Genomic DNA, 21079 nt, shown 5'->3' with positions numbered 1-21079 from the left:
CCAAGGAGAGAACCATGAGCATCCAGATCCTCGGCATGGTCGCACCGCAGAACGGGTCCGAGTCGCTCGGCTGGGACCAGCGGCCGATCGTCGACCCGGCCTTCCTGCGGGCCTTCGCGCGCGCCCACGAGGAGGCGGGCTTCGACCGGACGCTGATCGGCTACTCGGCGTCCGCGCCCGACGGCTTCGCGCTCGGGGCCCACGTGCTCGCGAGCACCGAGCGGCTGGGAGTCCTGCTCGCGCACCGCCCCGGCTTCGTCGAGCCCGTCCTGGCCGCACGCAAGCTCGCGACGCTCGAGAACCTGCACGGCCCGGGCCGCGTCGCGATCCACCACATCTCGGGCGGGAGCGACGCCGACCAGCGGCGCGAGGGCGACTTCTCGGACAAGCCCGCGCGCTACCGCCGCACCGGCGAGTTCATCGAGGTGCTCCGGCGCACGCTCACCTCCGACGAGCCGTTCGACCACGAGGGCGAGTTCTACCGCTACGAGGGCGCGTTCAGCGCGGTCAAGCCGCACGCGCCCGTGCCGATCTTCTTCGGCGGGCAGTCGCCCGAGGCCGTCGAGGTCGGGGCGCGGCACGCCGACACGTTCATGCTCTTCGGCGAGCCGCTCGCCCCGACCGCGGAGCGCATCGCCCTGATCCGGGCCCGCGCGGCCGAGCTCGGCCGGGAGGTCGAGCTCTCCGTCTCGCTGCGCCCGATCGTGGCGCAGACCGAGGACGCCGCCTGGGACAAGGCGCGGCGGATCGCCGCCGCGACCGCGGAGCGCGTCGGTGCACCCGGGCAGGCCGGCTGGTTCCGCTCACGCTCAGCCGGCGACGGCGCGCCCGTCTCGGCGCAGCGGCTCCAGGAGGCGGCAGCCCAGGACGAGGTGCACGACGAGCGGCTGTGGCTGGGCATCACCCGGCTGACCGGTCCGGGCGGCAACTCGACCGCGCCGGTCGGCACGGCCGAGCAGGTGGCCGAGGCGCTGCTGCGGTACCACGACCTGGGTGTCACCCGGTTCCTCATCCGCGGGTTCGACCCGCTGCAGGACGTCCGCGAGTGGGGCGAGGAGCTCGTGCCCCGGCTGCGGGCCGGTGCGGCGGCGCGTGAGGCCGCGTCCGTCGCCGGCCTGGCCGCCTCGGTGGGTGTCGCATGAGCGCCGCCGTGACGGACGCCGTGTCCGACGCCGTGACCGACGCTGTGGTCGACGCGGTGAACCGGCCCGTCCCGACGTCGTGGGCGCCGCAGGCGGCTGTCCGCGGGACCGTCGTCGTGCTCCCCGGGCGGGGCGAGGGACCGCAGCACTACGCGCGGCTCGGGCGCCGGCTCAGCGGGGACGGCTACCAGGTCGAGGTGCTCCTGGAGGTGCCCGACGACGCCGCCGCGCTCGAGGCGGCATGGGCCGGCCTCGACGCCCCGCTCGTGGGCCCGGTCGTCGTGGTCGCCGCGGACGCCTCGGCCGGTGCGGCGGTGGAGTCCGTCGTCACGGGTCGGGTCGTCCCGGACGGCCTCGTCCTCGCCGGCGCGGTCGTCGGCGACGGGCGCCCCGCGCCGGCCGACGCCGACGTCGTCGCGTCGCGCACCACGTGCCCGGTGCACCGCGGCGTCTGGGAGTCGACGGCCGGCGACCGGGCGGACGAGCTGCGCCGCACGTCGGCAGCGGCTCGTCGGTGGGCCGAGGCGGCCGGGGCGTGGCGCGTCGGGCTGCCCGCGCTCGTGCTGCACGGCGCGGCGGACCCGCTGAGCCCGGTCGACGCCGTCGTGGGCGCGGTGCGGTCGTGGCCCGCCGCGTCGGTGCTCGCGGTGCGCGGCGGCGTCCACGACGTGCTGAACGACGCGGCGCACCGCAGCGTCGCCGCGGCTGTCGTCCAGTTCCTCGAGGACCTGCGCGGGTCGCGGGTCGCCGCGCCGGGCGCCGCGCCCGGCGGGCCGCTCCTGCAGCCCGTCGACCTCGGCCAGGATCTCGGCCAGGAGCTCGTGCAGGACCTCGGCCGGGGTCTCGTGCAGGCGGCCGGACGATGACCGGCTTCGCGACCCGCCAGGTGCACAGCGGGGCCGGGCCGGACAGCGCCCAGCGCGCCCGCGCGACCCCGATCTACCAGACGGCCGCGTACACCTTCGACGACACGGACCACGCCGAGGGCATCTTCTCCCTGACGACCCCCGGCAACCTCTACTCGCGCACGGGCAACCCGACGTCGGCCGTGCTCGAGCAGCGGCTCGCGGCCCTCGAGGGCGGGGTCGCCGCGGTCGCGACGGCGTCGGGCCAGTCCGCGGTGGCGCTCGCGCTGCTCGCGCTCGCGGGCGCCGGTGACCACGTGGTCGCCGCGACCTCGCTGTACGGCGGCACCTTCGACCTGCTCGACGAGACGTTCGCCGACCTCGGGATCCGCACCACGTTCGTGGACCCGGACGACGAGGACGCGTGGCGGCGAGCCGTCGAGCCGCGGACGCGGGCGTTCTTCGCCGAGAGCATCGGGAACCCGCGCGGGGACGTCCTCGACGTGGAGCTCGTCGCGGGCATCGCGCACGACGCCGGCGTGCCGCTGGTCGTCGACAGCACGCTGGCCTCGCCGTACCTGCTGCGGCCGATCGAGCACGGCGCCGACGTCGTCGTGCACTCGACGACGAAGCTCCTCGGCGGTCACGGCACGGCGCTCGGCGGCATCGTCGTCGACGGCGGGACGTTCGACTTCGGCGCCGAGCCGGCGAGGTGGCCGCGCCTCACGGCGCCCTACCGCCGCTACGGGGGGCTCGTGCTCTGGGACCGGTTCGGCGCCGAGGGCGGCGCGTACGCGGCGCTCGTCCGGACGCGCTACCTGCACGACCTCGGCCCGTCCTCGACGCCCTTCACCAGCTTCCTGCTGCTCCAGGGCGTCGAGACGCTCGACGTGCGCGTCGAGCGGCAGGTCGCGTCGACGCTCGAGATCGCCCGGGTGCTCGAGGGCCTGCCGGGGATCGAGGCGGTGCACTACGCCGGGCTCACGTCGAGCCCGTGGCACGCGCTCGCGCAGCGGTACCTGCCGCGTGGCGCGGGCGCGGTGCTCGCCTTCGACGTCGCCGGGGGAGCGGAGCAGGCGCGCGCCGTCGTCGACGGTCTGCGGCTGTTCAGCCACGTCGCGAACATCGGCGACGTCCGCTCGCTCGCGATCCACCCCGCGACGACCACGCACAGCCACCTCGAGCCGGCCGACCAGGCCGCCGCCGGCGTGCGGCCGTCGACGGTCCGGCTCTCCGTCGGCCTCGAGTCGGTCGCGGACCTCGTCGCCGACCTCACCGCGGCGGTCGCGGCCTCGCACGTGCGCCCCGACGCCCGCGAGCCTGCGCGCGCACCTGCCCTCGCACCTGCACGAACCCCCGCCACGATCGGAGAAGCACGATGAGACTGGGCTACTGGACGCCGATCTACGGCGGTTTCCTGCGCAACGTGGGGGACGAGGGCATGCCCGCGACCTGGGACTACGTGCGCCACGTGTCGCAGCTCGCGGACCGCCTCGGGTACGACATCACGCTCGTGCCCGAGCTCTACCTCAACGACCGCAAGGGCATCGACGCGCCCAGCCTCGAGGCGTGGGAGCTCGCCGCCGCCATCGCCGCCGTGACCGAGCAGGTCGAGATCATGGTCGCGGTCCGGCCGGGCTTCCACCTGCCGGCCGTCGCGGCCAAGCGGGCCGCGACCCTCGACGAGATCAGCGGCGGGCGGATCGCGCTCAACGTGGTCTCGGCGTGGTGGCAGGAGGAGGCACGCCAGTACGGCGGCACCTTCGGCGTGCACGACGAGCGGTACGTCCGCACGGAGGAGTGGGTCGACGTCGTCGACGGGCTGTGGCGCCGGACGCCGTTCACCTACGTGGGCGACCACTACGAGGTGCACGACGCCGTGCTGTCGCCGAAGCCGCGCCGTCGCCCCACGCTCTGGGCGGGCGGCGAGAGCGACGGGGGCAAGGCGTCCATCGCGCGGTTCGCCGACTCCTACGTCATGCACGGGGGCACGGTGGACGAGATCCGCACGAAGACCGCGGAGATGCGGCGCCGCCGCGAGCAGCTCGGGCGCGAGCCGTTCGCCGAGTTCGGGATGGCCGCGTACGTCATCGTGCGTGACACCGAGGCCGAGGCCGCGGCCGAGCTCGAGCGGATCACCGCCGCACCGGGCGCGGGCAGCCCGGGCTACGCGTCCTACCAGGAGTTCGTCCAGCACTCGCAGCTCGAGACGGCGGTGAGCCTGCGCGAGTACTCGGTCGGCACGCGCGGCCTGCGCCCGGACCTCGTCGGCACGGCCGAGCAGGTCGCGGAGAAGCTGCACGCGTACGCCGAGGCCGGCCTCGACCTCGTGCTCATCCAGTCCTCGCCGCTGGACACCGAGCTGGAGCGGATCGCGGAGCAGGTGTTCCCGCTGGTGCGGGGTGCCGCGGCGGCTCAGGCGCCGCGCGGGACGGCGGTCGCCGCGGGGGTCTGAGCGAGGTGGGCGGCGACCGCGCGCACGACGACGTCCTGCGCCCGGCCGCCGCCCGCCGCCGCGCGCGCACGCAGGGGCACCGCCTCGAGCGGGGGGAGCGAGGTGCAGCGCTCGAGGCCGTCGGGCAGCGGCCCGCTCGTCACGAGCGCGGCGACCCCGAGGCCGCCACGCACGGCCAGGAGCACCCCGGACAGGCTCGCGCTCGACACCTGGACGTCCGCGGTCCGGCCCGCGCGCCGGAGCGTGCCCACGGCCCACTCGCGGATGAGGCACGGCTCGTCGAGCGCGACGAGGGGCACGGGCGCGCCCGGTTCGGGTTCCGGCGCCCCGGCCGCGCGCACCCAGTGCAACGGCAGGTCGGCGGCGACCCGGCCGTCCTCGGGCGAGCGCGGCGCTCCGAGCAGCAGCGCGACGTCGACCTGGCCGGACGCGAGGCCCTCGGTGAGCCCGGCGCCCTTGTCGAGCCGGTAGGTCACGACGGCGTCCAGCTCGTCCACCAGCGCCCCGGCGACCACGGGCAGCAGCTCCTGGGCGCCGTGCTCCGTCGACCCGAGCACGATCCGCCGTGGGCCGCCGACGAGGCGCAGGAGCGCGCCGTCGTGCGCTGCGAGGATGAGCCGCGCGTGGGCCAGCAGCTCGATGCCCGCGGGAGTGAACTCCGTGCCGCGGCCGCGGCGGACGACGACGGGCTTCCCGACGACGCGCTCGAGCCGCCGGACGTGCTGGCTCACGGCCGACTGGCTGAGGTGGAGCGCGTCCGCCGCCCGCCCGAACCCGCCGCAGTCCGCCACGGCGACGAGGCTGCGCAACGGGGCGATGTCGAGGGTGGCGGACACCCAGCGAGTATAGGAAGCCGTCGGACGGCACCCGCCAGGGCGGCTCCTCGGAACCTCCTGGCGTGGGAGCCCTCGAGCGGGACGCCCGGTCCTGCCACCGCGGCTCTCGTGTGTTTCACGGTCTTCGGTGCGGTTACGCTGGGCGGGCTTGCACCTCCCTGTCGGGTCCGGCCAGCCAGCCGGGCCCGTGATGTGGTCAGGAGATCGACGTGCTGATGCCGGCGGCGCCCCCTCGACGGACGCTGCTGCTCAACGCCAGCCTCGAGCCCCTGTGCGTGGTCAGCGTCCATCGCGCCGTCGTGCTCGTGCTCACGGGTAAAGCCACCGTGCTCGAGACCGACGGCCGGCTGCTCCACTCGGAGCGGACGGCCGTTCCCGTACCGCTCGTGCTGTGCCTCACCCGGTACGTGCACGTGCCGCACCGCCGCACGGTGCCCCCGACCCGCCGGACCGTCCTGCAGCGCGACGGCTACCGGTGCGCGTACTGCGGTGGCGCCGCCGACACCGTGGACCACGTGCTGCCGCGCTCGCGCGGTGGGCGGCACGAGTGGACCAACGTCGTCGCGGCGTGCAGCCGCTGCAACCACCGCAAGGCGGACCGGCTGCTCGCGGAGATCGGGTGGCGGCTGGACTCCACGCCGCGCGCCCCACGCGGCGCCGCCGCCCTCCTGGCCGCGACGGCCAAGGCCGAACCGAGCTGGTCGCCGTACCTGGTGGCGTAGGGCGACGAGCTCGGACCGGCGCCCAGCGCGTCGGATCGCCCGCGAAAAGCTGTTGGCGATGTCAGTGGCGCAGGGGAGTATCGAGCAATGCCGAATCAGCAGGAGCTGGCCATCGAGGCCCGTGGCCTCGTCAAGCACTTCAAGGAGACACGCGCCGTCGACGGCGTCGACATCGAGGTGCCCGAGGGCACGGTCTACGGGCTGCTGGGGCCCAACGGAGCGGGCAAGACGACGGCGGTGCGCATGCTGGCCACCCTGCTGCGCCCGGACGCCGGTTCGGCCCGCGTGCTGGGGCACGACGTCATCCGGGAGGCCGACACGGTCCGCGGGCTCGTCGGGCTGACCGGGCAGTACGCGTCGGTCGACGAGGACCTGACGGGAACCGAGAACCTCGTCATGCTCGCGCGTCTCTACGGGTTCTCCAGGGCCGCCTCGTACGCCCGCGCGCGGTCGCTGCTCGAGGCGTTCGACCTGGGCGACGCGGGCGGGCGGCAGGTCAAGACGTACTCGGGCGGCATGCGGCGGCGGATCGACCTCGCCGCAAGCATCGTGATCAGCCCCCGGGTGCTCTTCCTCGACGAGCCGACGACGGGCCTGGACCCGCGCAGCCGGAACCAGGTGTGGGACATCGTCCGCGTCCTCGTGGACGACGGCGCCACGGTGCTCCTCACGACGCAGTACCTGGAGGAGGCGGACCAGCTGGCGGACCGGATGTCCGTGATCGATCACGGCAAGGTGATCGCCGAGGGCACGTCGGTCGAGCTCAAGGCGTCGGTCGGGTCCGGCGCGGTCCACGTCCGGCTCGCCGACTCCACGGACCGCCCGGCGGCCGAGCGCATCATCGCCCAGACGCTCGACGCTCCGGTGACCCTGGCGTCGGACCCGTACGCGCTGTCGGCCCGTGTGGCCGACGACGGCACCGAACGGGCCTCGCGACTCCTGCCCGCGCTCCACGAGGCGCGCATCATGGTCGCCGAGTTCTCGCTCGGTCAGCCGAGCCTGGACGAGGTGTTCCTCGCCCTCACGGGCCGCCCCACCGAGCCGGAGACGTCCGACGACGTCGAGACGGAGACGAACGAGGCCGTGGCATGACCACCTCACCCGCACGCACCGGCGTGACGCCTGCCCGCACGGATCCGGGGCTGAACCCGCTCCGCGCCGCGCTCGCGCTCGACGAGCGCCCGTCGCGACCCGGCTCGCTGGGCGCGGCCCTGACGTTCGGCTGGCGCGCGCTGCTCAAGATCAAGCACGTCCCCGAGCAGCTGTTCGACGCGACGCTGACCCCCGTCATCTTCACGCTGATGTTCACGTACCTCTTCGGGGGCGCGCTGGCCGGCGACCCGCGGTCGTACCTGCAGTACCTGCTGCCGGGGATCCTCGTCCAGAGCGTCCTGATCATCACGGTGTACACCGGCTTCACGCTGAACACCGACATCTCGAAGGGCGTCTTCGACCGGTTCCGGTCGCTGCCGATCTGGCGGCCCGCCCCGATCGTCGGCGCGCTGCTCGGCGACACGGTCCGCTACTCGGTCGCCTCCGTGATGACCATCGGGCTCGGCCTGATCCTCGGCTTCCGGCCCGACGGCGGCGTCGTGGGCGTCGTGCTCGCGGTCCTGCTCCTGCTCGTGTTCTCGTTCTCGCTCAGCTGGATCTTCACGATCCTCGGGCTGGTCATGCGCAGCCCGAACGCGGTCATGGGCGTCAGCATGATGGTCCTGATGCCGCTGACGTTCGCGAGCAACGTGTTCGTGGACCCGTCGACGATGCCGGGCTGGCTCCAGTCCTGGGTCGGCGTGAACCCGGTCAGCCACCTGGTGACGGCGACCCGTGGCCTCATGGCGGGGACCGCGAGCACGTCGGAGGTCGTCTGGGTGCTCGTCGCCTCGGCGGTGCTCACGGCCGTGCTCGCGCCGATCACGATGCGGATCTACCGCAACCGCAACTGAGGTCAGGCGGCGGGGCCCCTGGGTAGCGCCACCCTCACACCGAGGCGGTGAGGCTCAGACCTCCGGATGGAGGTCGCCGACACCGCTGACGCGCCCGGTGTGAGGCGTCTCGTCGTCCGCGCAGCGCTGGGTCACGACCATGACCGGGCAGGCGGAGTGGTGCAGCACCGCCTGGCTCGTGGAGCCCAGGAGCAGCCCGGCGAACCCGCCCCGACCGCGCGATCCGACCACGATGAGATCGGTCGCCGTCGAGAACTCGGTGAGAAGAGCCGCGCCGGTGCCGTCAAGCACATGCCGCTTGACCTCGACCCCGGGCAGGTCGATGAGCGCGCGCTCGACGACTACGTCGAGCCCCTCGGCGACGTCGCGCAGCACGGCCTCGTGGTCGATCGCCGCGGGTAGCCAGGCGAGGGCGCCCGCGCTCGCCCCGATGGGCACGCCGGCGACGGCGGTGAGCTCGGCCCCCCATGCCTTCGCCTCACGGATCGCGCGGCGCAGCGCGAGGTCGGCGGCGGGTGACCCGTCGACCCCGACGACGATGCGCCGGACCGGCCTCGGCTCGGGCAGGGCCAGCTCGTCACCCGTGCTCTGCGCGCGCAGCGGCACGACGACGGTGGGGCAGTACGCGTGCGCGGGGAGCGCGGAGGAGACGGTCCCGAGCAGCCGGTCGGCGAACCCGCCACGTCCGCGGGTCCCCACGACAGCGAGCCGTGCGCTGCGCGACATCTCCACGAGCACCCCGGCCGCATCGCCGGTCGCGACGGAGGCGGTCGACCGCACGCCGCGTGCGTCGGCGCGTTCCTGCGCCTCGGCGAGCACCGCCTTGGCGCCCTCCTGGATCGCGGTGTCGTCGAGGGCGGCGTACCCGCCGTCGAGCGACGCGGCGGTGAAGGACGGGAGGGCGTAGGAACAGACGATCTGCAGGGTGAGCCCATGGGTGGTCGCCTCGGCGGCTGCCCAGTCCAGCGCGTGCAGGCTCGGTGCGGACCCGTCCAGCCCGACGAGCACCACATCTTCGCGAGTCATGGCCGTACCTCCCGCTCGTACCGGATCCGTCCACGCCCAGTGTGCCTCGAAATCGCCGCGGGGAGGGGGACATCGTCCCGAAGTCTTTACCTCGACCTGGGGCTGACTTGTCCCACCGGTGTACCCCCGCACGCGGGCACCCTCGCGCTCGGGGCGTGGGACGCGGTCCTGGACGCCGGACGCAGCGGCCTTGAGCAGATCTTGAGCCAACGCACGCGGTCCGCTCAAGGAGCGGCACGCAGGATCGGGTTGTCAGCACCACACGAGCGACGGAGGGGTTTCACGATGATGGGATACGGATGGGGGATGGGTGCGGGCGGCTGGATCGCCATGATCGTCTTCTGGGTGGCCCTCGTCGCACTGGTCGCGTGGCTGATCGTGCAGGCACTGCCCAGCAGGCGGCGTGAGGACGACCGTGACCGTCTGACGGGCGCCGAGACTGCCGAGCAGATCCTCGACCGCCGGTACGCCGTAGGCGAGATCGACGCGGACACCTACCAGGTGATGCGGGTCAACCTCGCTTCCGGCCGAACGAGTGGTCGGGACGCGGCACGATGACGCGCGCGGGGAGGTCCTGGTGGATCCCGTTGGTCGCGACGGCGGCGCTGCTCGGGTCGGGGCTGTGGATGGTGCTGCAGGGTGCCGGAGCCTCGGGATCGATGGCCTCCAACGGTCCTGCCAGCTTCTCGTACGGCTCGATGATGAGCGAGCACGCCCGCTGCGGCTCGATGATGGACGAGCAGGGGAACGGCTCGATGATGGACGAGCAGGGGACCGACTCGATGATGGACGAGCAGGGGACCGACTCGATGATGGACGAGCAGGGGAACGGCTCGATGATGGATCGGTGATGTGGCTGGGCGAGCTGTTCGTCACCGACACCGGGTGAGCGGCGACGCCGCCGGCTCCGCGGGCCTGGCGTTCCAGGACGCCGGGCGAGGACTTCTCGCCATGCTGCGTGTCAGGCGGAGGCCGGTGCCTCGGCGACGACGGGCAGTCCGGCGGCCCGGGCCGAGAGGTCGAAGCTGTCGTCGACCACGACCACGTGCCGACCCGTGGCAGCGATCAGGGACGCTGCGATCGAGGCCCGGTAGCCGGACGCGCAGTGCACCCACACCTCGCCCTCGGGCACCTGCTCCATGCCGGTCACGACGTCGTGGAGGGGGATGTGCACGGCGCCGTCGATGTGGGCCTCGCGCCACTCGCCGACCCTGCGCACGTCCAGCACGGTGACGGACCTGTGATGGCGGACCTGGGCGAGGTCGGCGAACCTGGCGCTGGGCAGCGTGGCGAGCGGGCCGTCGGTCCACTCCTCGGGTCGGCCGGTGGCGGCCGCGGCCGGCCGGTCGATCCCGATCCGGCCCAGCTCCCGCTGTGCCTCGGCGATCTGCTCGGGGGACTCTGCGAGCAGCGTGACCGGCGAGCCCCAGGGGATCAGCCAGCCGAGGTACGTGGCGAACTGCCCGTCGAGGCCGAAGTTGAACGTCCCGGGGACGTGTCCCGCGGCGAAGGCGGTGCGGGTGCGCAGGTCCACCAGCCACTCCCCGGCCTCGAGGCGGCGGCGGATCTGCTCCTTGTCCGCCCGCTCGGGCTCGGACAGGTCGCCGGCGCTCGGGCCGGCCGCGTTGGCCGGGCCCATGTGCACGTAGTAGGCGGGATAGGCGTCCAGGCCGGCGAGGGTGGCGGCGACGAAGTCCTCCTCGTCCTGCGACATCACCGGGTTGATGAGCCGCTCCTGCCCGATGGTGGAGGCGGTGGCGTCCGCGCCCGCGGAGGTGGCGGCGCAGAAGGACCCGAAGCCGTGGGTGGGCATCACACTCGTCTCGTCGCTCAGCTCGGCCGCGAGCCTGCGGGCGGAGCGGTACTGGTGACGGGCCAGGTCGTCGGTGTGGGCCTCACCGAGCAGGTCGGGGCGGCCGGTCGAGCCGAACAGCAGCGAGCCGCCGGAGAACACCGCCGGTTCGCGGCCCTCCAGCACGTAGGACAGGTGGGTGAAGGTGTGGCCCGGGGTGTGGATCGCCCGCACCCGCATGGTAGGGCTGACCTCGACCGCCTGGCCGTCGAGGATCGGTGTCCGCTGGAAGGAGACCTCGTCCTCCCCGTTGACGAAGTAGCTCGCCCCGGTCTCCTGCGCCAGGGCATAGCCCCCGGTGACGTAGTCGTTGTGGAGGTGGGTCTCGAAGACGTGGGTGATCCGCACGCCCGCCCGTGCGGCCTCGTCGAGGACGCGGTCGATGTCGCGCTGCGGGTCGACGACGAAGGCGACCTCGCCGTCGTGCGCCAGGTAGCTGCGGTCGCCCAGCGAGGGCGTCTCGATCGTGAGGATCGTCGTGGCCATCAGCAGTCCCTCCGGGAGCTGGGTGAGGAGTGGGCTGGTCAGCAGCGGGCTGCGCGGTCGGGACCGGGGGTCATCGGCTCGGCTCCGCGACAGGGATCCGATACCCCCCAGGGTATACGACCGGCGGCGAGGACGCGCGTCGTGAGTGGCTCAAGCCTCCGGGACGGCCTGCACGTCCGGCCGCCGGACCAGCGCCGAGAGGACGATCGTCGACCTCGTCCGGGCCACGAACGACTCGGCGTTGATCCGCTCGATCACCCGCTCGAGGTGACGCATGTCCCGGGCACGCACGTGCAGCAGGAGGTCGACCTCGCCGGTCACCGTGCTCGCCGAGATCACCTCGGGATGGCGCTCGACGGCGGCCCGCATCCTGGCCGGGCTCGTCGACCCGATGCAGAACACCTCGACGTACGCCTCGGTGTGCCAACCCAGCGCGCCCGGATCCAGCCGCACGGTGAAGCCGCGGATGATCCCGCGCTCGCGCAGGCGGTCGACCCGGCGCTTGACCGCCGGGGCGGACAACGAGACGACCGAGCCGATCTCCGCGTAGCTCGCCCGCGCGTCCACCGCGAGCTCGCGCACGATGGCCGCGTCGAGCGGGTCGAGGGGCGAGCCGGGACCACCCGCAGCCGCGTCGGGGCCCGCGGCGTCGGCGTCCGTCACCGCAGCGCGTCGGCGAGCTGGTCGAGGCCCCATCCCAGGTCCGCCGCGCTGATCATGAGCGGCGGCGCGAGCCGGATCGTCGAGCCGTGCGTGTCCTTCGCGAGCACGCGCCGCTCCATGAGTCGTTCGCACAGCTCCCGGCCGGTCATCCGCGCAGGGTCGACGTCGATGCCGGCCCACAGCCCAGCCCCTCGCCGGGCCACCAGGAGTCCGTCCGCCACCAGGGCGTCGAGCCGGTCGGCGAGGTGCGCGCCGAGCTCACGTGCACGTGCCTGGAACTCGCCGGTCTCGAGCAGCTCGATCACCGCCAGCCCGACCGCGCACGCGAAGGGGTTCCCGCCGAACGTCGACCCGTGCGTCCCGGCGGTCAGCACCCCGAGCACGTCGGCCCGCCCCACGACGGCGGACACCGGCAGGATCCCGCCGCCGAGCGCCTTGCCGAGCGTCATGAGGTCGGGCGTCACGCCCCAGAGCTCGCACGCGAACGTCGTACCCGTCCGGCCGAGACCCGACTGGATCTCGTCGGCGATGAGCAGCGCACCCGCCTCGTCGCACGCGGTCCGCACCGCGGCGAGGTACCCCTCGGGCGGCATGATGACGCCGGACTCGCCCTGGATCGGCTCGATCAGCACGGCGACGGTCGTCTCGTCCATCGCGGCCCGCAGCGCGTCCGCGTCGCCGAACGGGACCACGCGGAAGCCCGGCGTGTACGGACCGAAGCCCAGGCGTGCGTCGTCGTCGGTGGAGAAGGAGACGACCGTCGTGGTGCGGCCGTGGAAGTTGCCGTCCATGACGACGATCGTCGCCTGGTCGGCGGGCACGCCCCTGACGTCGTAGCCCCACTTGCGGGCCGCCTTGATCGCGGTCTCGACCGCCTCGGCGCCGGTGTTCATCGGCAGCACCATCTCGGTGCCGGTGAGCGCGGCAAGGCGGTCGGCGAACGGCTCGAGCAGGTCGTGGTCGAACGCGCGCGACGTCAGCGTGATCCGGTCGAGCTGCGCGTGCGCCGCCGCGACCAGCGCCGGGTGCCGGTGCCCGAAGTTGAGCGCCGAGTAGCCCGCCAGCATGTCGAGGTACTCGCGGCCGTCCGTGTCACGCACCCACGCGCCCTCGCCCGCGACGAGCGTGAGGGGCAGCGGGTGGTAGTTGTGGGCGAGGTGGCCGCCGACGGCGTCGCTCGCCGGCCCGGCGGCCGCAGCATGCACGGTCCGCAGGGCCGCAGCCCCGGGGGTCCGCAGGGCGCCGGGGGTCATGCCGTCGCGCCCGTCTCGCCGGCGCCCGCTGCGGTGCCGCGGATCTCGAGCGTGCAGCACTTCGCGCCGCCGCCGCCCTTGAGGAGCTCGCTCGTGTCGACCGGCATCGGGTTGTACCCGCGCTCGCGGAGGGCGGCGGCGAGGTCGACCGCGCCGGGCGCGACGACGACGTTGTGCCCGTCGCTGACCGCGTTGAGCCCGAGGGCCGCGGCGTCGGCCGAGGTGGCGATGACGGCGTCGGGGAAGAGCTGCTCGAGCACCTTGCGCGAGCCCGCCGAGAAGGCCGGCGGGTAGTAGGCGATCTGCGGGGCTGCCGGGTCGCTCGACAGCACGGCGAGGGCGGTGTCGAGGTGGTAGTAGTGCGGGTCGACCAGCTGGAGGGAGACGACCGGGAGACCGAACAGCTCCTGCGCCTCGGCGTGGGACGCGCGCTCGGTGCGGAAGCCTGTGCCGGCGAGGACCAGGTTGCCGACGGTCAGCAGGTCGCCCTCGCCCTCGTTGGTCTCCGCCGCGGTGTGCGTGAGGTAGCCACGGTCGGCGAACCACTTCTGGTACGCGGGGCCCTCGGCGCCGCGCTCGGGGTACCGGAACTTCGCGGAGTAGACCACGCCGTCGATCACGGTGGCGCCGTTCGCGGCGTAGACCATGTCGGGCAGGCCCTCGAGCGGCTCGATCGTCTCGACCGTGTGGCCGAGCTCGAGGTACGTGTCGCGCAGCACGCGCCACTGCCGGACGGCGAGGCCGCTGTCCGTGTGCCGGGTCACGTCCATCCACGGGTTGATCTCGTAGCTCACCGTGTAGTGGACGGGCTCGCACATCAGGTAGTGGCGGGGGGTGGCGACCGGCATGGTGTCCTCCTGGTCGGGCGCGCGGGGGTGGGCGCGCCGCACGATGGGCTGTCCCGCTCAGGCTACGGGGGCTGACACCTCCGAAGGATGCCGCCGGGTGAGTGCAGTCGTTGCGTCGTCAGCCGCCTCGGCGGCGATTCATTGCGCGATGGCGGTCGCTCACCTCGCGGGCCGCGCGCCAGAGGGCGAGGCGGACCATCGCGGCCAGGGCCGGTGCGAGGGCCGCGCGCGTGACCGCCCGCGGCAACGGCCCTGCCAGGTGGACGTCCTCGGTCCAGGTCACCCGGCTCGTCGCGTGGCCGAGCGGCGTGACGCGCACGCCTGCCGTGCCCAGCAGCACGGGCCCCACCTTGCGCAGCTCGCACACGCCGTCGGCCCGGTCGGTGGGGGCGTCGAAGCGGTCGACGACCATGCGGTCGACCAGGCCCGTGCCGCCGCGCCGGGCGGTCGGGCCCGTGATCCCGACCACGCGCGAGCCGGCCGCGAGCGGGACGCCCCGGACCTCGACCCGCGTGAGCGGGATCCAGCGCGGGTGGTTACGGGGATCGGCGACGAGGTCCCAGGCCGCGGCCGCCGGGAGCGGAAGGGTGCGCGAGACGACGACGCCGTCACGCGGGGTCGACGGCGTCGTGCGACGCGTGGCGGTGCGACGGGTAGAGGTCATGCGTCGGCGGCGGCGCCCGAGCACCTCCGGGGACGCGTCACGCGGTCACCTCGGCTCACGTCAGTGCGGGTGGCCGTTGGTGGTGGGGCCCGGGCCGCCCTGCCAGTCCGGGCCGACCGGTCCGCTCGACGACGGGATGACACGGGGCGCGGCGCCCGTCTCGACGACCTCGACGAGCTGCGGGAACCGCTGCGGCGGCGGACCGAACGCCTTGCGTGCGCCCTCGATCACGGTCTTGCCGAGCGCGCGCGCCCCGGTGACGCCGATGAAGGCCCCGATGCCGAACGGCGCGAGCCGCCCGAACGCGAGCGCGCCCTGCTTCATCGCCTGGCGCCGGATCAGCCGCTTCGTGAGCGTCCGGTTCACGCGCTTGATCGTCGAGGTCGGCATGCGGGTCAGGAGCGTCCGGGCGAACGCGCCCGAGGTGATCTCCGCGGCGTCGCCCGTGAGCCCCGACTCCCCGAGCACGGTGGTGAGGAGCAGCGCGCGGCGTCGTCCGGCGTCCTCCACCTCGATGCCGTGGACGCTCGCGACACCGAGCGCGAACGCCGCGGACGACGCGAAGAAGGCCGCGACGTCGCCCGCGGTGAGCACCGTCGCCACGCCTGTCCCGACGGCCGGCGCGGCCGCCGCGGCGCCGACGGCACCGCCCGCCCCCTGGATGACGAGCATGTACTCGCGTTCCAGCAGCGCGATGATCTGCGCGGGGGAGGCGTAGGGGTTGCGTCGGCGCAGGCTCTGGACGTGCTCGTGGATCTTGCTCGACGGGATCGTGACCGCCTTGTCGAGCACGGCGTCGACCAGCGGGGTACGGCCCGGGTGCGGGTGCGTGACGTCCGTCGTCGGGGGCGGCGCGGGATCGACGTGCTGGCCGGAGCGGGGCCTGCGGAGGGGGGCCATGCGGGTCACCTCGGGCCCGTGACCGTGAGCTCGACGGTCGCGCCGGCCTCGAGCGTGCGGCCCACCGTGCAGTGCTGCTCGATCGCGCGGTGCACGACGGTCAGCAACCGGTCACGCGTGGTGACGTCCAGGCCGGAGAGATCCACGACGAGCTCCTCGCGGAAGTGGGGGTAGCGGTCCTCGGTCGGGTGGGTCGGGGCCTCGACCGTGACGGTGGCCTCGAAGTCGTCGCCGAGCCGGTGCGCGAGCTTCGCGTCCGCGCTCATGCCGCTGCACGCGGCGAGGGCGATCTTGAGCAGCTCGCCGGGGGAGAACGCGCCCTCCGTCCCGGTCGGCCCGATCAGCACCTCGGCGCCGCGCGAGCTGTGACCCGTGAAGCGGCGCGTCCCGGTGCGCTCGACCCACAGCGCGGTCGTCACCGGGGCGGGCGTGGGCTCGGAGGCGGGCTCGGAGGCGGGCTCGGAGACGGGCTCGGCGGTCATGACGCCGATCCTGCCACGCACGTCCCGCGCCGGCTCGGCCGCGGCGGCCCCCCGGCCGGCACCGCGCGGCGGGCACCGTGCGGCGGGCACCGCTGCGACGTTCGTCACCTTCGTGCGTCAGATTTCGGGTGATCCCACCTCAACCGGGCACCCGGGTTTGCCGATGAGGGTGCAGGGCTGCTGCCCTGGAAAGTTCGTGTTCCCACCCGTACCAGGACACCGAGGTCGAGATGGCACATCCCCGACAGGTCACCCGCGCGCCCGCGGCAGGTCGCGCCCACCCGGACGCCGCGCCCGACGCCCCGCCGTCGACCCGCGTGCTGCCGGCGGCATCCCGGCCCGGTGCAGTCCCCACCCAGCGCCCCGGTGCCGTCCCCACCCAGCGCTCCGGCGCGATGGACGACGACGTCGCACGGGTCCCGGGCGTCCCGACCTCCGCCGGTGCCGCTGGTACGGTCGCCGGCCAGGCGCGCGAGCCTGGCCTCGAGGGGCGCGGCGGCGCGGTGCGTCGGCGCCTCGTCGTGTCCGTGGTGGCAGGGGCGCTGGTGCTGGGCGGGACCGGTGGCGCGATCGCCGTCGTGCAGGACGGCGCGCGGACGGCCGAGCTCGCGCGGCAGGCCCGGGCGGCCGAGGCGGTCGCGCGGACCGAGGCGGCGGCGTTCGCGGGTGAGCAGGAGCTGCTGCGTCGCCAGAACTCGGCGGCGTCGTGGGCCGTCACGCTGGCCGAGCGCAACCAGGCCCTGACCGGCGCGGCGGCAGCGATCGAGGCGGCGAGCGGCGTGCTGGCGGCGTCGCCGCACGCGAGCCCCGAGGCGCTGGCCGTGCTGCAGACGGCGATCGAGTCGGCGTCGGCGGTCGTGGCGGCCGAGCCGACGCCGCCGGTCCGCGCGATCGAGGCGTCCGTCGCGGCGCTCGCGGCACCGCAGCAGGCGGTCGCAGAGGCCGAGGCCGCGTGGCAGGCCGCGGAGGCGGCGCGCGTCGAGGCGGAGCGTGTCGAAGCGGAGCGTGTCGAGGCGGAGCGCGTGGCCGCGGAGCGGGCGGCGGCCACGGCGACCCGGTCGAGGCCGACGACGTCGCGCGCGCCGCGGGCGACGTCGTCCGGGGCGAGCGCGGCTCCGGCGCCGGCACGCGCGCCGTCGGCGAGCGTGCCCGAGTTCAGCGCCGGCGCCCTCGGCAACGCGATCAACGCGTACCGCGAGTCGCGCGGTCTGCCCGCGCTGTCGATCTCGCGCTCGGGCGCGCTGGTCGCGCACGCCGAGGACATGGCGCTCGCAGGGAGCATCTGGCACAGCGGGAGCGACAACATCGTGGGGTACGTGCAGCCGTCGAGCGCCGCGTCGCTCGTCCAGGCGTGGGCGAACTCGCCCAGCCACGACGCCCAGATGCTACGGAGGGACGTGTCGTCGATGCGCGTCGGCGCGACCGTGCTGGACAACCGGCTGTACGCGGCGGTCGGGTTCGGCTGATCGGGCCGGGCGACGGCGTCGGCGGTTGTGCCGATACTGGGACCCCGACCGACCTCGCACCCCAGGAGCACCCGTGGCGGCACACCCGACCCCGGCCGCACCGGCCGCCGGCGACCCGGCGCGACGCGAGCCGTGGAGCAACCCGGAGGGCACCGGCTGGGTCGACCTCGCACAGGTCGGCGACCGCGACTTCGTCGTGCTCGCGCCCCTGACGTACACGGCCCGGGACGGGCGCACGACGACGGTCCCCGTCGGCTCGCGCACGGACCTCGCCTCGGTGCCGTGGCCGGGGTGGTCGCTGGTGGGGCCGTTCGGGCGGCAGACGAGGGCCGCCGTCGTGCACGACCACGGACGGCGCGTCGTGCGCGCGACCGGGCACTCGCGGCGGGAGAAGCTCACCGAGCGGCGGGCGCTCGACGACCTGTTCCGCGAGGCGCTGCTCGACTCGCGCGTGCCGTGGCTGCGGGCGCACGTCATGTGGGCGGGCGTGACGCTCGCGTCCTACTGGGAGTTCGCGCGGGTGCGGTTCGTGCTGCTGGTGCTGCAGCTCGTGGCTGGGCTCGTGTGGTGGGGGTACGTGGCGGTCGGGATGTCGGGCCCGTGGTGGCTGCGCGTGCTCGCGACGCTGGTGCCGGTGGTACTCGCGGGGGTGTGGGGACGCACGCTCGCGGGGGCGGTCGCGCTGGCGCAGGTGGTGCTGGTGGTGGCGCTGCCGGTGCTCGCGGTGAACTTCGTGGCGGCGCTGGTGCTGTTCGTCGCGGGGTGGGTCGCGCAGCGGTTCGTCGACCCGGAGGTGGACGTGCCGGTGCGGCCGACGGTGCTCGGCGGGGTGTGACGGTGGAGCGTGACCGGGGCGTCAGCCTGCGACGGCGGCGATCCCCTGGACGAGGCGGTTGACCAGAGCGCTGCCCAGGACGCCGACGGCGATCCACGCGACGCCGCTCACGACGAGGTACTGCACGAACCGCGCCTTGCCGGCCGCCGACCCCTCCCAGCGCGGGGCGGGGGTCTCGCGATACCAGCGCACGACGTCGCCCACCGTGCGACGCGTCGGGGTGGCGCGGGAGGTGAGGGTCTGCGTGGTCACGGTGCGGCTCCTTGTGGGTGCGTGCGGGTATCGATCCGAGGATCGGGTGCGTTCGCGGAGAATGCATGGGCCTTTGGGCCCAGACACGCTGCGCGAAGTTGTACGTTCAAGGATATCCCGCGAGCGTGCTCCTGGGGCAGCCGGTTCGCAGCTGCCGGATCGTGGCGGCGCGGCCGAGGAAAGGTGGGCACATGGGTGGGGGCCTGTCGTCGTGGTGACCTTCGTGACGATGTCGGCTGCCGAGGCCAAGCAGTTCCTCCAGCTGTTCCTGGCGAACACGCCCGGACGGCTGGAGGAGCTCGGGCGTCGAGTCGTGGCCGACGGCGCGGCGCGCGAGGAGCAGCTCGACCTCGGCCCCGACGCGCTGGACCTGGTGTGGGAGTGGGCGCGCCCGCAGCTCGCCTGGCGGGAGGGGTACGTCCCCCCGCCGCTCGGGCAGCCCGGTCCCCGGGGGCCGGTGGGCGACCTCGAGCCGCCGGACCAGCTCCCGGAGTGGTTCGACCCGCCCGTGTACGACTGGTGGCAGTTCTCCGCCTCGACCCTCTGGCTGATCGACGGCCTGGCCCGCTACCTCGGGGAGAGCCTGCTCGAGGCGGTGCCGGGGTCGAGGTGGACCGTCGGGAGGTCGCGGACCAAGGGGTACGTCTACCAGAACCATCCCGTGATCGCCGGCCTCCCGCTGGGCGACGACCTGGAGCCGATGACTGTGGTCACCGTCCTCCTGAGCAAGGCGCTCCGCGGGGAGCCGTGGCCGCTGCGGCGGATGTATGACACGTGGGCCGGGATCGTGAAGATCTGAGGGCGCGCGAGGCGTCGGCCGGGTGGAGTGCGTCGGGGCGGCGGACGGTAGGCTCTGATCGCTCGTCAGCACGGTGGACGAGAGTTCGTGGGGCTGTTCGGCCGGGTTGGTGACCTTGTCGTGGCGGGTGTCCCGCGCCTGTAGCTCAGGGGATAGAGCACCGCTCTCCTAAAGCGGGTGTCGGCAGTTCGAATCTGCCCAGGCGCACGGGGTATTGATGCAGATCAGCGGCCTCCTTCGCGACTTGGGCGCGTCGGCGCGAGGGCCCGTTATAGGCCCGTGGTCAGCGTGTGGTCAGTGACTTGTCTCAGGACGTGGACGGCCTGTCAAGAACGTGGACGGACTTCGACGGACGCAGCGCGGGCGGCGCGGCCGAGGGGCCCGCGCGCGCCCCTCGAGCTGTCGACCGCCTACGGCTCGTGAACGGGCTGCCCTCGACCAAGAGCAGCTGACGGACGATGGGAGTGCGTGGATCTCCTGGCCGCTCTGTTGCCGACTAGCGCCGGTGCGCTCCTCCCATGGCTCAGCGCTCGCGGCGGGGCGCATGCTGCTCCCACGAGCGCGCAACGACATCGATTTCGTGGATCGGCTGGGCGATCGACGGCAGGCGGCGCTCTTGCGCGACTGGGCGCGGGCCGGCTGTGGGTGGGGCTTCGAATTCACACGTTCATATTGTCGGGCGACTCCGGTCGATGAGTTCTCCGGCAGTGATCGTCTCCGTGAACCAGTAGAAGTCCTCCCTCGGATCAAGCCCGGCACAGACGATGCGCCTTGCGTGCTCGTGTGCTCGCGGAAGGGGTACAGCGAGCTCCTCAGGGGCGGGCGTCATGTCTAGCGAGCGATGCGCCGAACTTCCTGTGAGCCACATTCCCGAATCGTTCTTTAGGGGCCCAAGTCGGGCGTCTCCGTGAGCACGTTGGCCCGGTCCGATGGGTGGCCAGTATGGCTCGTTGTAGGACGCGAAGAGGTCGACGTCCCATGCGCGGCCGACCTTGAGCAACGTGCCGAGCCGGGCGCCCCGCTGGAAGCTGGTGTCAGGTTCGGGAACTGGCCTACGGTGGAGCGCGGCAGTCCGATACTTGCGCTGCTGTAGGTGCCATGGCCAGCGGATGCGAGCCACGAGCCACGCGCTGTCGGCAACCTCCTTGCCGTTGAACGGCTGGCCTCGCCGGGGTATGCCGTGGACAACGACGTGCCCGCCCACCTCCGAGACGGCGGGCAGCGGGCGGTCAAGCTTCAGGTGGAATCGATGGGCTGAGTGTCGCTCACCAGGGCCGTGCATCGAGAGGTGCATTACGCCGTCCGGTCCGAAGCCGTCCAGGTAGAAATCGGAATTCTTGGCTGTGATCCGCCAGATACTTCCGAGCTGTCGACGACGCGTGAAAACTGACCCCTGTGCGACGGATGAAATTTGACCCCCTCCTGAACCCTTGGAGGGTGATCGCGATGGAGGACTGGGCAGAGATCCGTAGGTTGCACCTGTTGAGCGACATGGTGGCTGATCAGGTGTAGGTGGGTTGGCGTCGTCGAGCACGAGGACGTGTTCGACGTCGCGGGCGGTGGGTGTCCCTTTAGGGTTCGCGTCAAGAGCGTGACCATGCTCTGGA

The 21079-nt window shown here is 73.6% G+C and carries 22 protein-coding genes and 1 tRNA gene; 13 read left to right on the top strand and 10 right to left on the bottom strand.

What is annotated here, in order from left to right:
* The first annotated feature begins 14 nt into the window (after nucleotides 1-14).
* Genes HIR71_RS09820 through HIR71_RS09805 form a run of 4 tightly spaced genes read left to right on the top strand, consistent with a single transcriptional unit; the run spans nucleotide 15 to nucleotide 4442 of the window.
* Nucleotides 15-1142 carry an LLM class flavin-dependent oxidoreductase gene (locus HIR71_RS09820; RefSeq protein WP_169324886.1) on the top strand — a complete coding sequence of 376 codons (1128 nt, stop codon included), beginning with the start codon at nucleotides 15-17 and terminating at the stop codon, nucleotides 1140-1142.
* Nucleotides 1139-2008, top strand: coding sequence for an alpha/beta fold hydrolase (locus HIR71_RS09815; protein WP_169324885.1), 870 nt, complete (start codon nucleotides 1139-1141; stop codon nucleotides 2006-2008). Before HIR71_RS09820 ends, HIR71_RS09815 begins: the two co-directional genes overlap by 4 nt.
* Entirely contained in the window at nucleotides 2005-3369 is a 1365-nt protein-coding gene (locus HIR71_RS09810) for an O-acetylhomoserine aminocarboxypropyltransferase/cysteine synthase family protein (RefSeq protein ID WP_169324884.1), read from the top strand. Before HIR71_RS09815 ends, HIR71_RS09810 begins: the two co-directional genes overlap by 4 nt.
* Nucleotides 3366-4442, top strand: a complete 1077-nt coding sequence (locus tag HIR71_RS09805; RefSeq protein ID WP_169324883.1) for an LLM class flavin-dependent oxidoreductase — start codon at nucleotides 3366-3368, stop codon at nucleotides 4440-4442. Before HIR71_RS09810 ends, HIR71_RS09805 begins: the two co-directional genes overlap by 4 nt.
* On the opposite strand, the gene HIR71_RS09800 is transcribed toward HIR71_RS09805, so the two are convergent.
* Complete coding sequence (locus tag HIR71_RS09800) at nucleotides 4403-5278, bottom strand: LysR family transcriptional regulator (RefSeq protein ID WP_169324882.1); 876 nt, start codon at nucleotides 5276-5278, stop codon at nucleotides 4403-4405. The genes HIR71_RS09805 and HIR71_RS09800 overlap by 40 nt on opposite strands.
* A 215-nt stretch (nucleotides 5279-5493) precedes the next feature.
* Here HIR71_RS09800 and HIR71_RS09795 point away from each other — a divergent pair, with 215 nt between their 5' ends.
* From HIR71_RS09795 to HIR71_RS09785, 3 genes are all read left to right on the top strand, one after another.
* Nucleotides 5494-6000, top strand: a complete 507-nt coding sequence (locus HIR71_RS09795; protein ID WP_169324930.1) for an HNH endonuclease — start codon at nucleotides 5494-5496, stop codon at nucleotides 5998-6000.
* A gap of 87 nt (nucleotides 6001-6087) precedes the next feature.
* Nucleotides 6088-7092: an ATP-binding cassette domain-containing protein gene (locus tag HIR71_RS09790; RefSeq protein ID WP_169324881.1), complete on the top strand. Its 1005-nt coding sequence runs from the start codon at nucleotides 6088-6090 to the stop codon at nucleotides 7090-7092.
* Nucleotides 7089-7946, top strand: a complete 858-nt coding sequence (locus HIR71_RS09785) for an ABC transporter permease (protein WP_169324880.1) — start codon at nucleotides 7089-7091, stop codon at nucleotides 7944-7946. The genes HIR71_RS09790 and HIR71_RS09785 overlap by 4 nt, the downstream gene beginning before the upstream one ends.
* A 54-nt stretch (nucleotides 7947-8000) precedes the next feature.
* On the opposite strand, the gene HIR71_RS09780 is transcribed toward HIR71_RS09785, so the two are convergent.
* The gene (locus HIR71_RS09780) at nucleotides 8001-8972 is read right to left on the bottom strand and encodes a universal stress protein (protein WP_169324879.1); all 972 of its coding nucleotides are present in this window, start codon (nucleotides 8970-8972) and stop codon (nucleotides 8001-8003) included.
* Nucleotides 8973-9257: 285 nt separating this feature from the next.
* On the opposite strand from HIR71_RS09780, the gene HIR71_RS09775 reads away from it, so the two are divergent.
* Both HIR71_RS09775 and HIR71_RS09770 read left to right on the top strand, forming a co-directional pair.
* On the top strand, nucleotides 9258-9530 hold the full coding sequence (locus tag HIR71_RS09775) for an SHOCT domain-containing protein (RefSeq protein WP_169324878.1): 273 nt from the start codon (nucleotides 9258-9260) through the stop codon (nucleotides 9528-9530).
* On the top strand, nucleotides 9527-9823 hold the full coding sequence (locus HIR71_RS09770) for a hypothetical protein (RefSeq protein ID WP_169324877.1): 297 nt from the start codon (nucleotides 9527-9529) through the stop codon (nucleotides 9821-9823). Before HIR71_RS09775 ends, HIR71_RS09770 begins: the two co-directional genes overlap by 4 nt.
* 110 nt (nucleotides 9824-9933) lie before the next feature.
* Here HIR71_RS09770 and HIR71_RS09765 read toward each other — a convergent pair whose 3' ends face one another.
* From HIR71_RS09765 to HIR71_RS09735, 7 genes are all read right to left on the bottom strand, one after another.
* Nucleotides 9934-11310, bottom strand: coding sequence for an MBL fold metallo-hydrolase (locus HIR71_RS09765; protein ID WP_169324876.1), 1377 nt, complete (start codon nucleotides 11308-11310; stop codon nucleotides 9934-9936).
* 150 nt (nucleotides 11311-11460) lie between these two features.
* The gene (locus HIR71_RS09760; protein ID WP_311836204.1) at nucleotides 11461-11973 is read right to left on the bottom strand and encodes an Lrp/AsnC family transcriptional regulator; all 513 of its coding nucleotides are present in this window, start codon (nucleotides 11971-11973) and stop codon (nucleotides 11461-11463) included.
* Complete coding sequence (gene rocD, locus HIR71_RS09755) at nucleotides 11970-13226, bottom strand: ornithine--oxo-acid transaminase (RefSeq protein ID WP_169324874.1); 1257 nt, start codon at nucleotides 13224-13226, stop codon at nucleotides 11970-11972. The genes HIR71_RS09760 and rocD overlap by 4 nt, the downstream gene beginning before the upstream one ends.
* Nucleotides 13223-14116, bottom strand: coding sequence for a dimethylargininase (ddaH, locus tag HIR71_RS09750; RefSeq protein ID WP_396031342.1), 894 nt, complete (start codon nucleotides 14114-14116; stop codon nucleotides 13223-13225). Before ddaH ends, rocD begins: the two co-directional genes overlap by 4 nt.
* 76 nt (nucleotides 14117-14192) lie before the next feature.
* Nucleotides 14193-14738: an SRPBCC family protein gene (locus tag HIR71_RS09745; RefSeq protein ID WP_169324872.1), complete on the bottom strand. Its 546-nt coding sequence runs from the start codon at nucleotides 14736-14738 to the stop codon at nucleotides 14193-14195.
* A 60-nt stretch (nucleotides 14739-14798) separates the two neighbouring features.
* A complete protein-coding gene (locus HIR71_RS09740; RefSeq protein WP_211374013.1) occupies nucleotides 14799-15638 on the bottom strand; it encodes a hypothetical protein in 840 nt (279 codons plus the stop codon).
* Between the two features lie 5 nt (nucleotides 15639-15643).
* Nucleotides 15644-16120 carry an OsmC family protein gene (locus tag HIR71_RS09735; protein ID WP_169324871.1) on the bottom strand — a complete coding sequence of 159 codons (477 nt, stop codon included), beginning with the start codon at nucleotides 16118-16120 and terminating at the stop codon, nucleotides 15644-15646.
* A 230-nt stretch (nucleotides 16121-16350) separates the two neighbouring features.
* Here HIR71_RS09735 and HIR71_RS09730 point away from each other — a divergent pair, with 230 nt between their 5' ends.
* Together HIR71_RS09730 and HIR71_RS09725 are read left to right on the top strand one after the other, a co-directional pair.
* Nucleotides 16351-17586 carry a CAP domain-containing protein gene (locus HIR71_RS09730; RefSeq protein WP_169324870.1) on the top strand — a complete coding sequence of 412 codons (1236 nt, stop codon included), beginning with the start codon at nucleotides 16351-16353 and terminating at the stop codon, nucleotides 17584-17586.
* 73 nt (nucleotides 17587-17659) lie between these two features.
* Nucleotides 17660-18421 (top strand): DUF1353 domain-containing protein, encoded by a 762-nt coding sequence (locus tag HIR71_RS09725; protein WP_169324869.1) that lies wholly within the window; start codon nucleotides 17660-17662, stop codon nucleotides 18419-18421.
* A 21-nt stretch (nucleotides 18422-18442) separates the two neighbouring features.
* Here HIR71_RS09725 and HIR71_RS09720 read toward each other — a convergent pair whose 3' ends face one another.
* The gene (locus HIR71_RS09720) at nucleotides 18443-18673 is read right to left on the bottom strand and encodes a hypothetical protein (protein WP_169324868.1); all 231 of its coding nucleotides are present in this window, start codon (nucleotides 18671-18673) and stop codon (nucleotides 18443-18445) included.
* Between the two features lie 223 nt (nucleotides 18674-18896).
* Between HIR71_RS09720 and HIR71_RS09715 the strand changes: the two genes are divergently transcribed.
* Complete coding sequence (locus tag HIR71_RS09715) at nucleotides 18897-19472, top strand: hypothetical protein (RefSeq protein WP_169324867.1); 576 nt, start codon at nucleotides 18897-18899, stop codon at nucleotides 19470-19472.
* 134 nt (nucleotides 19473-19606) lie between these two features.
* Nucleotides 19607-19679: transfer RNA gene (locus HIR71_RS09710), tRNA-Arg, on the top strand.
* The last annotated feature ends 1400 nt before the right edge of the window (nucleotides 19680-21079 follow it).

It is taken from the genome of Cellulomonas fimi (assembly GCF_012952065.1).
Classification (GTDB): domain Bacteria; phylum Actinomycetota; class Actinomycetes; order Actinomycetales; family Cellulomonadaceae; genus Pengzhenrongella; species Pengzhenrongella fimi_A.
Note: the sequence above shows the minus strand (reverse complement) of the source record. Positions and strands in the feature narration are given on the sequence as shown.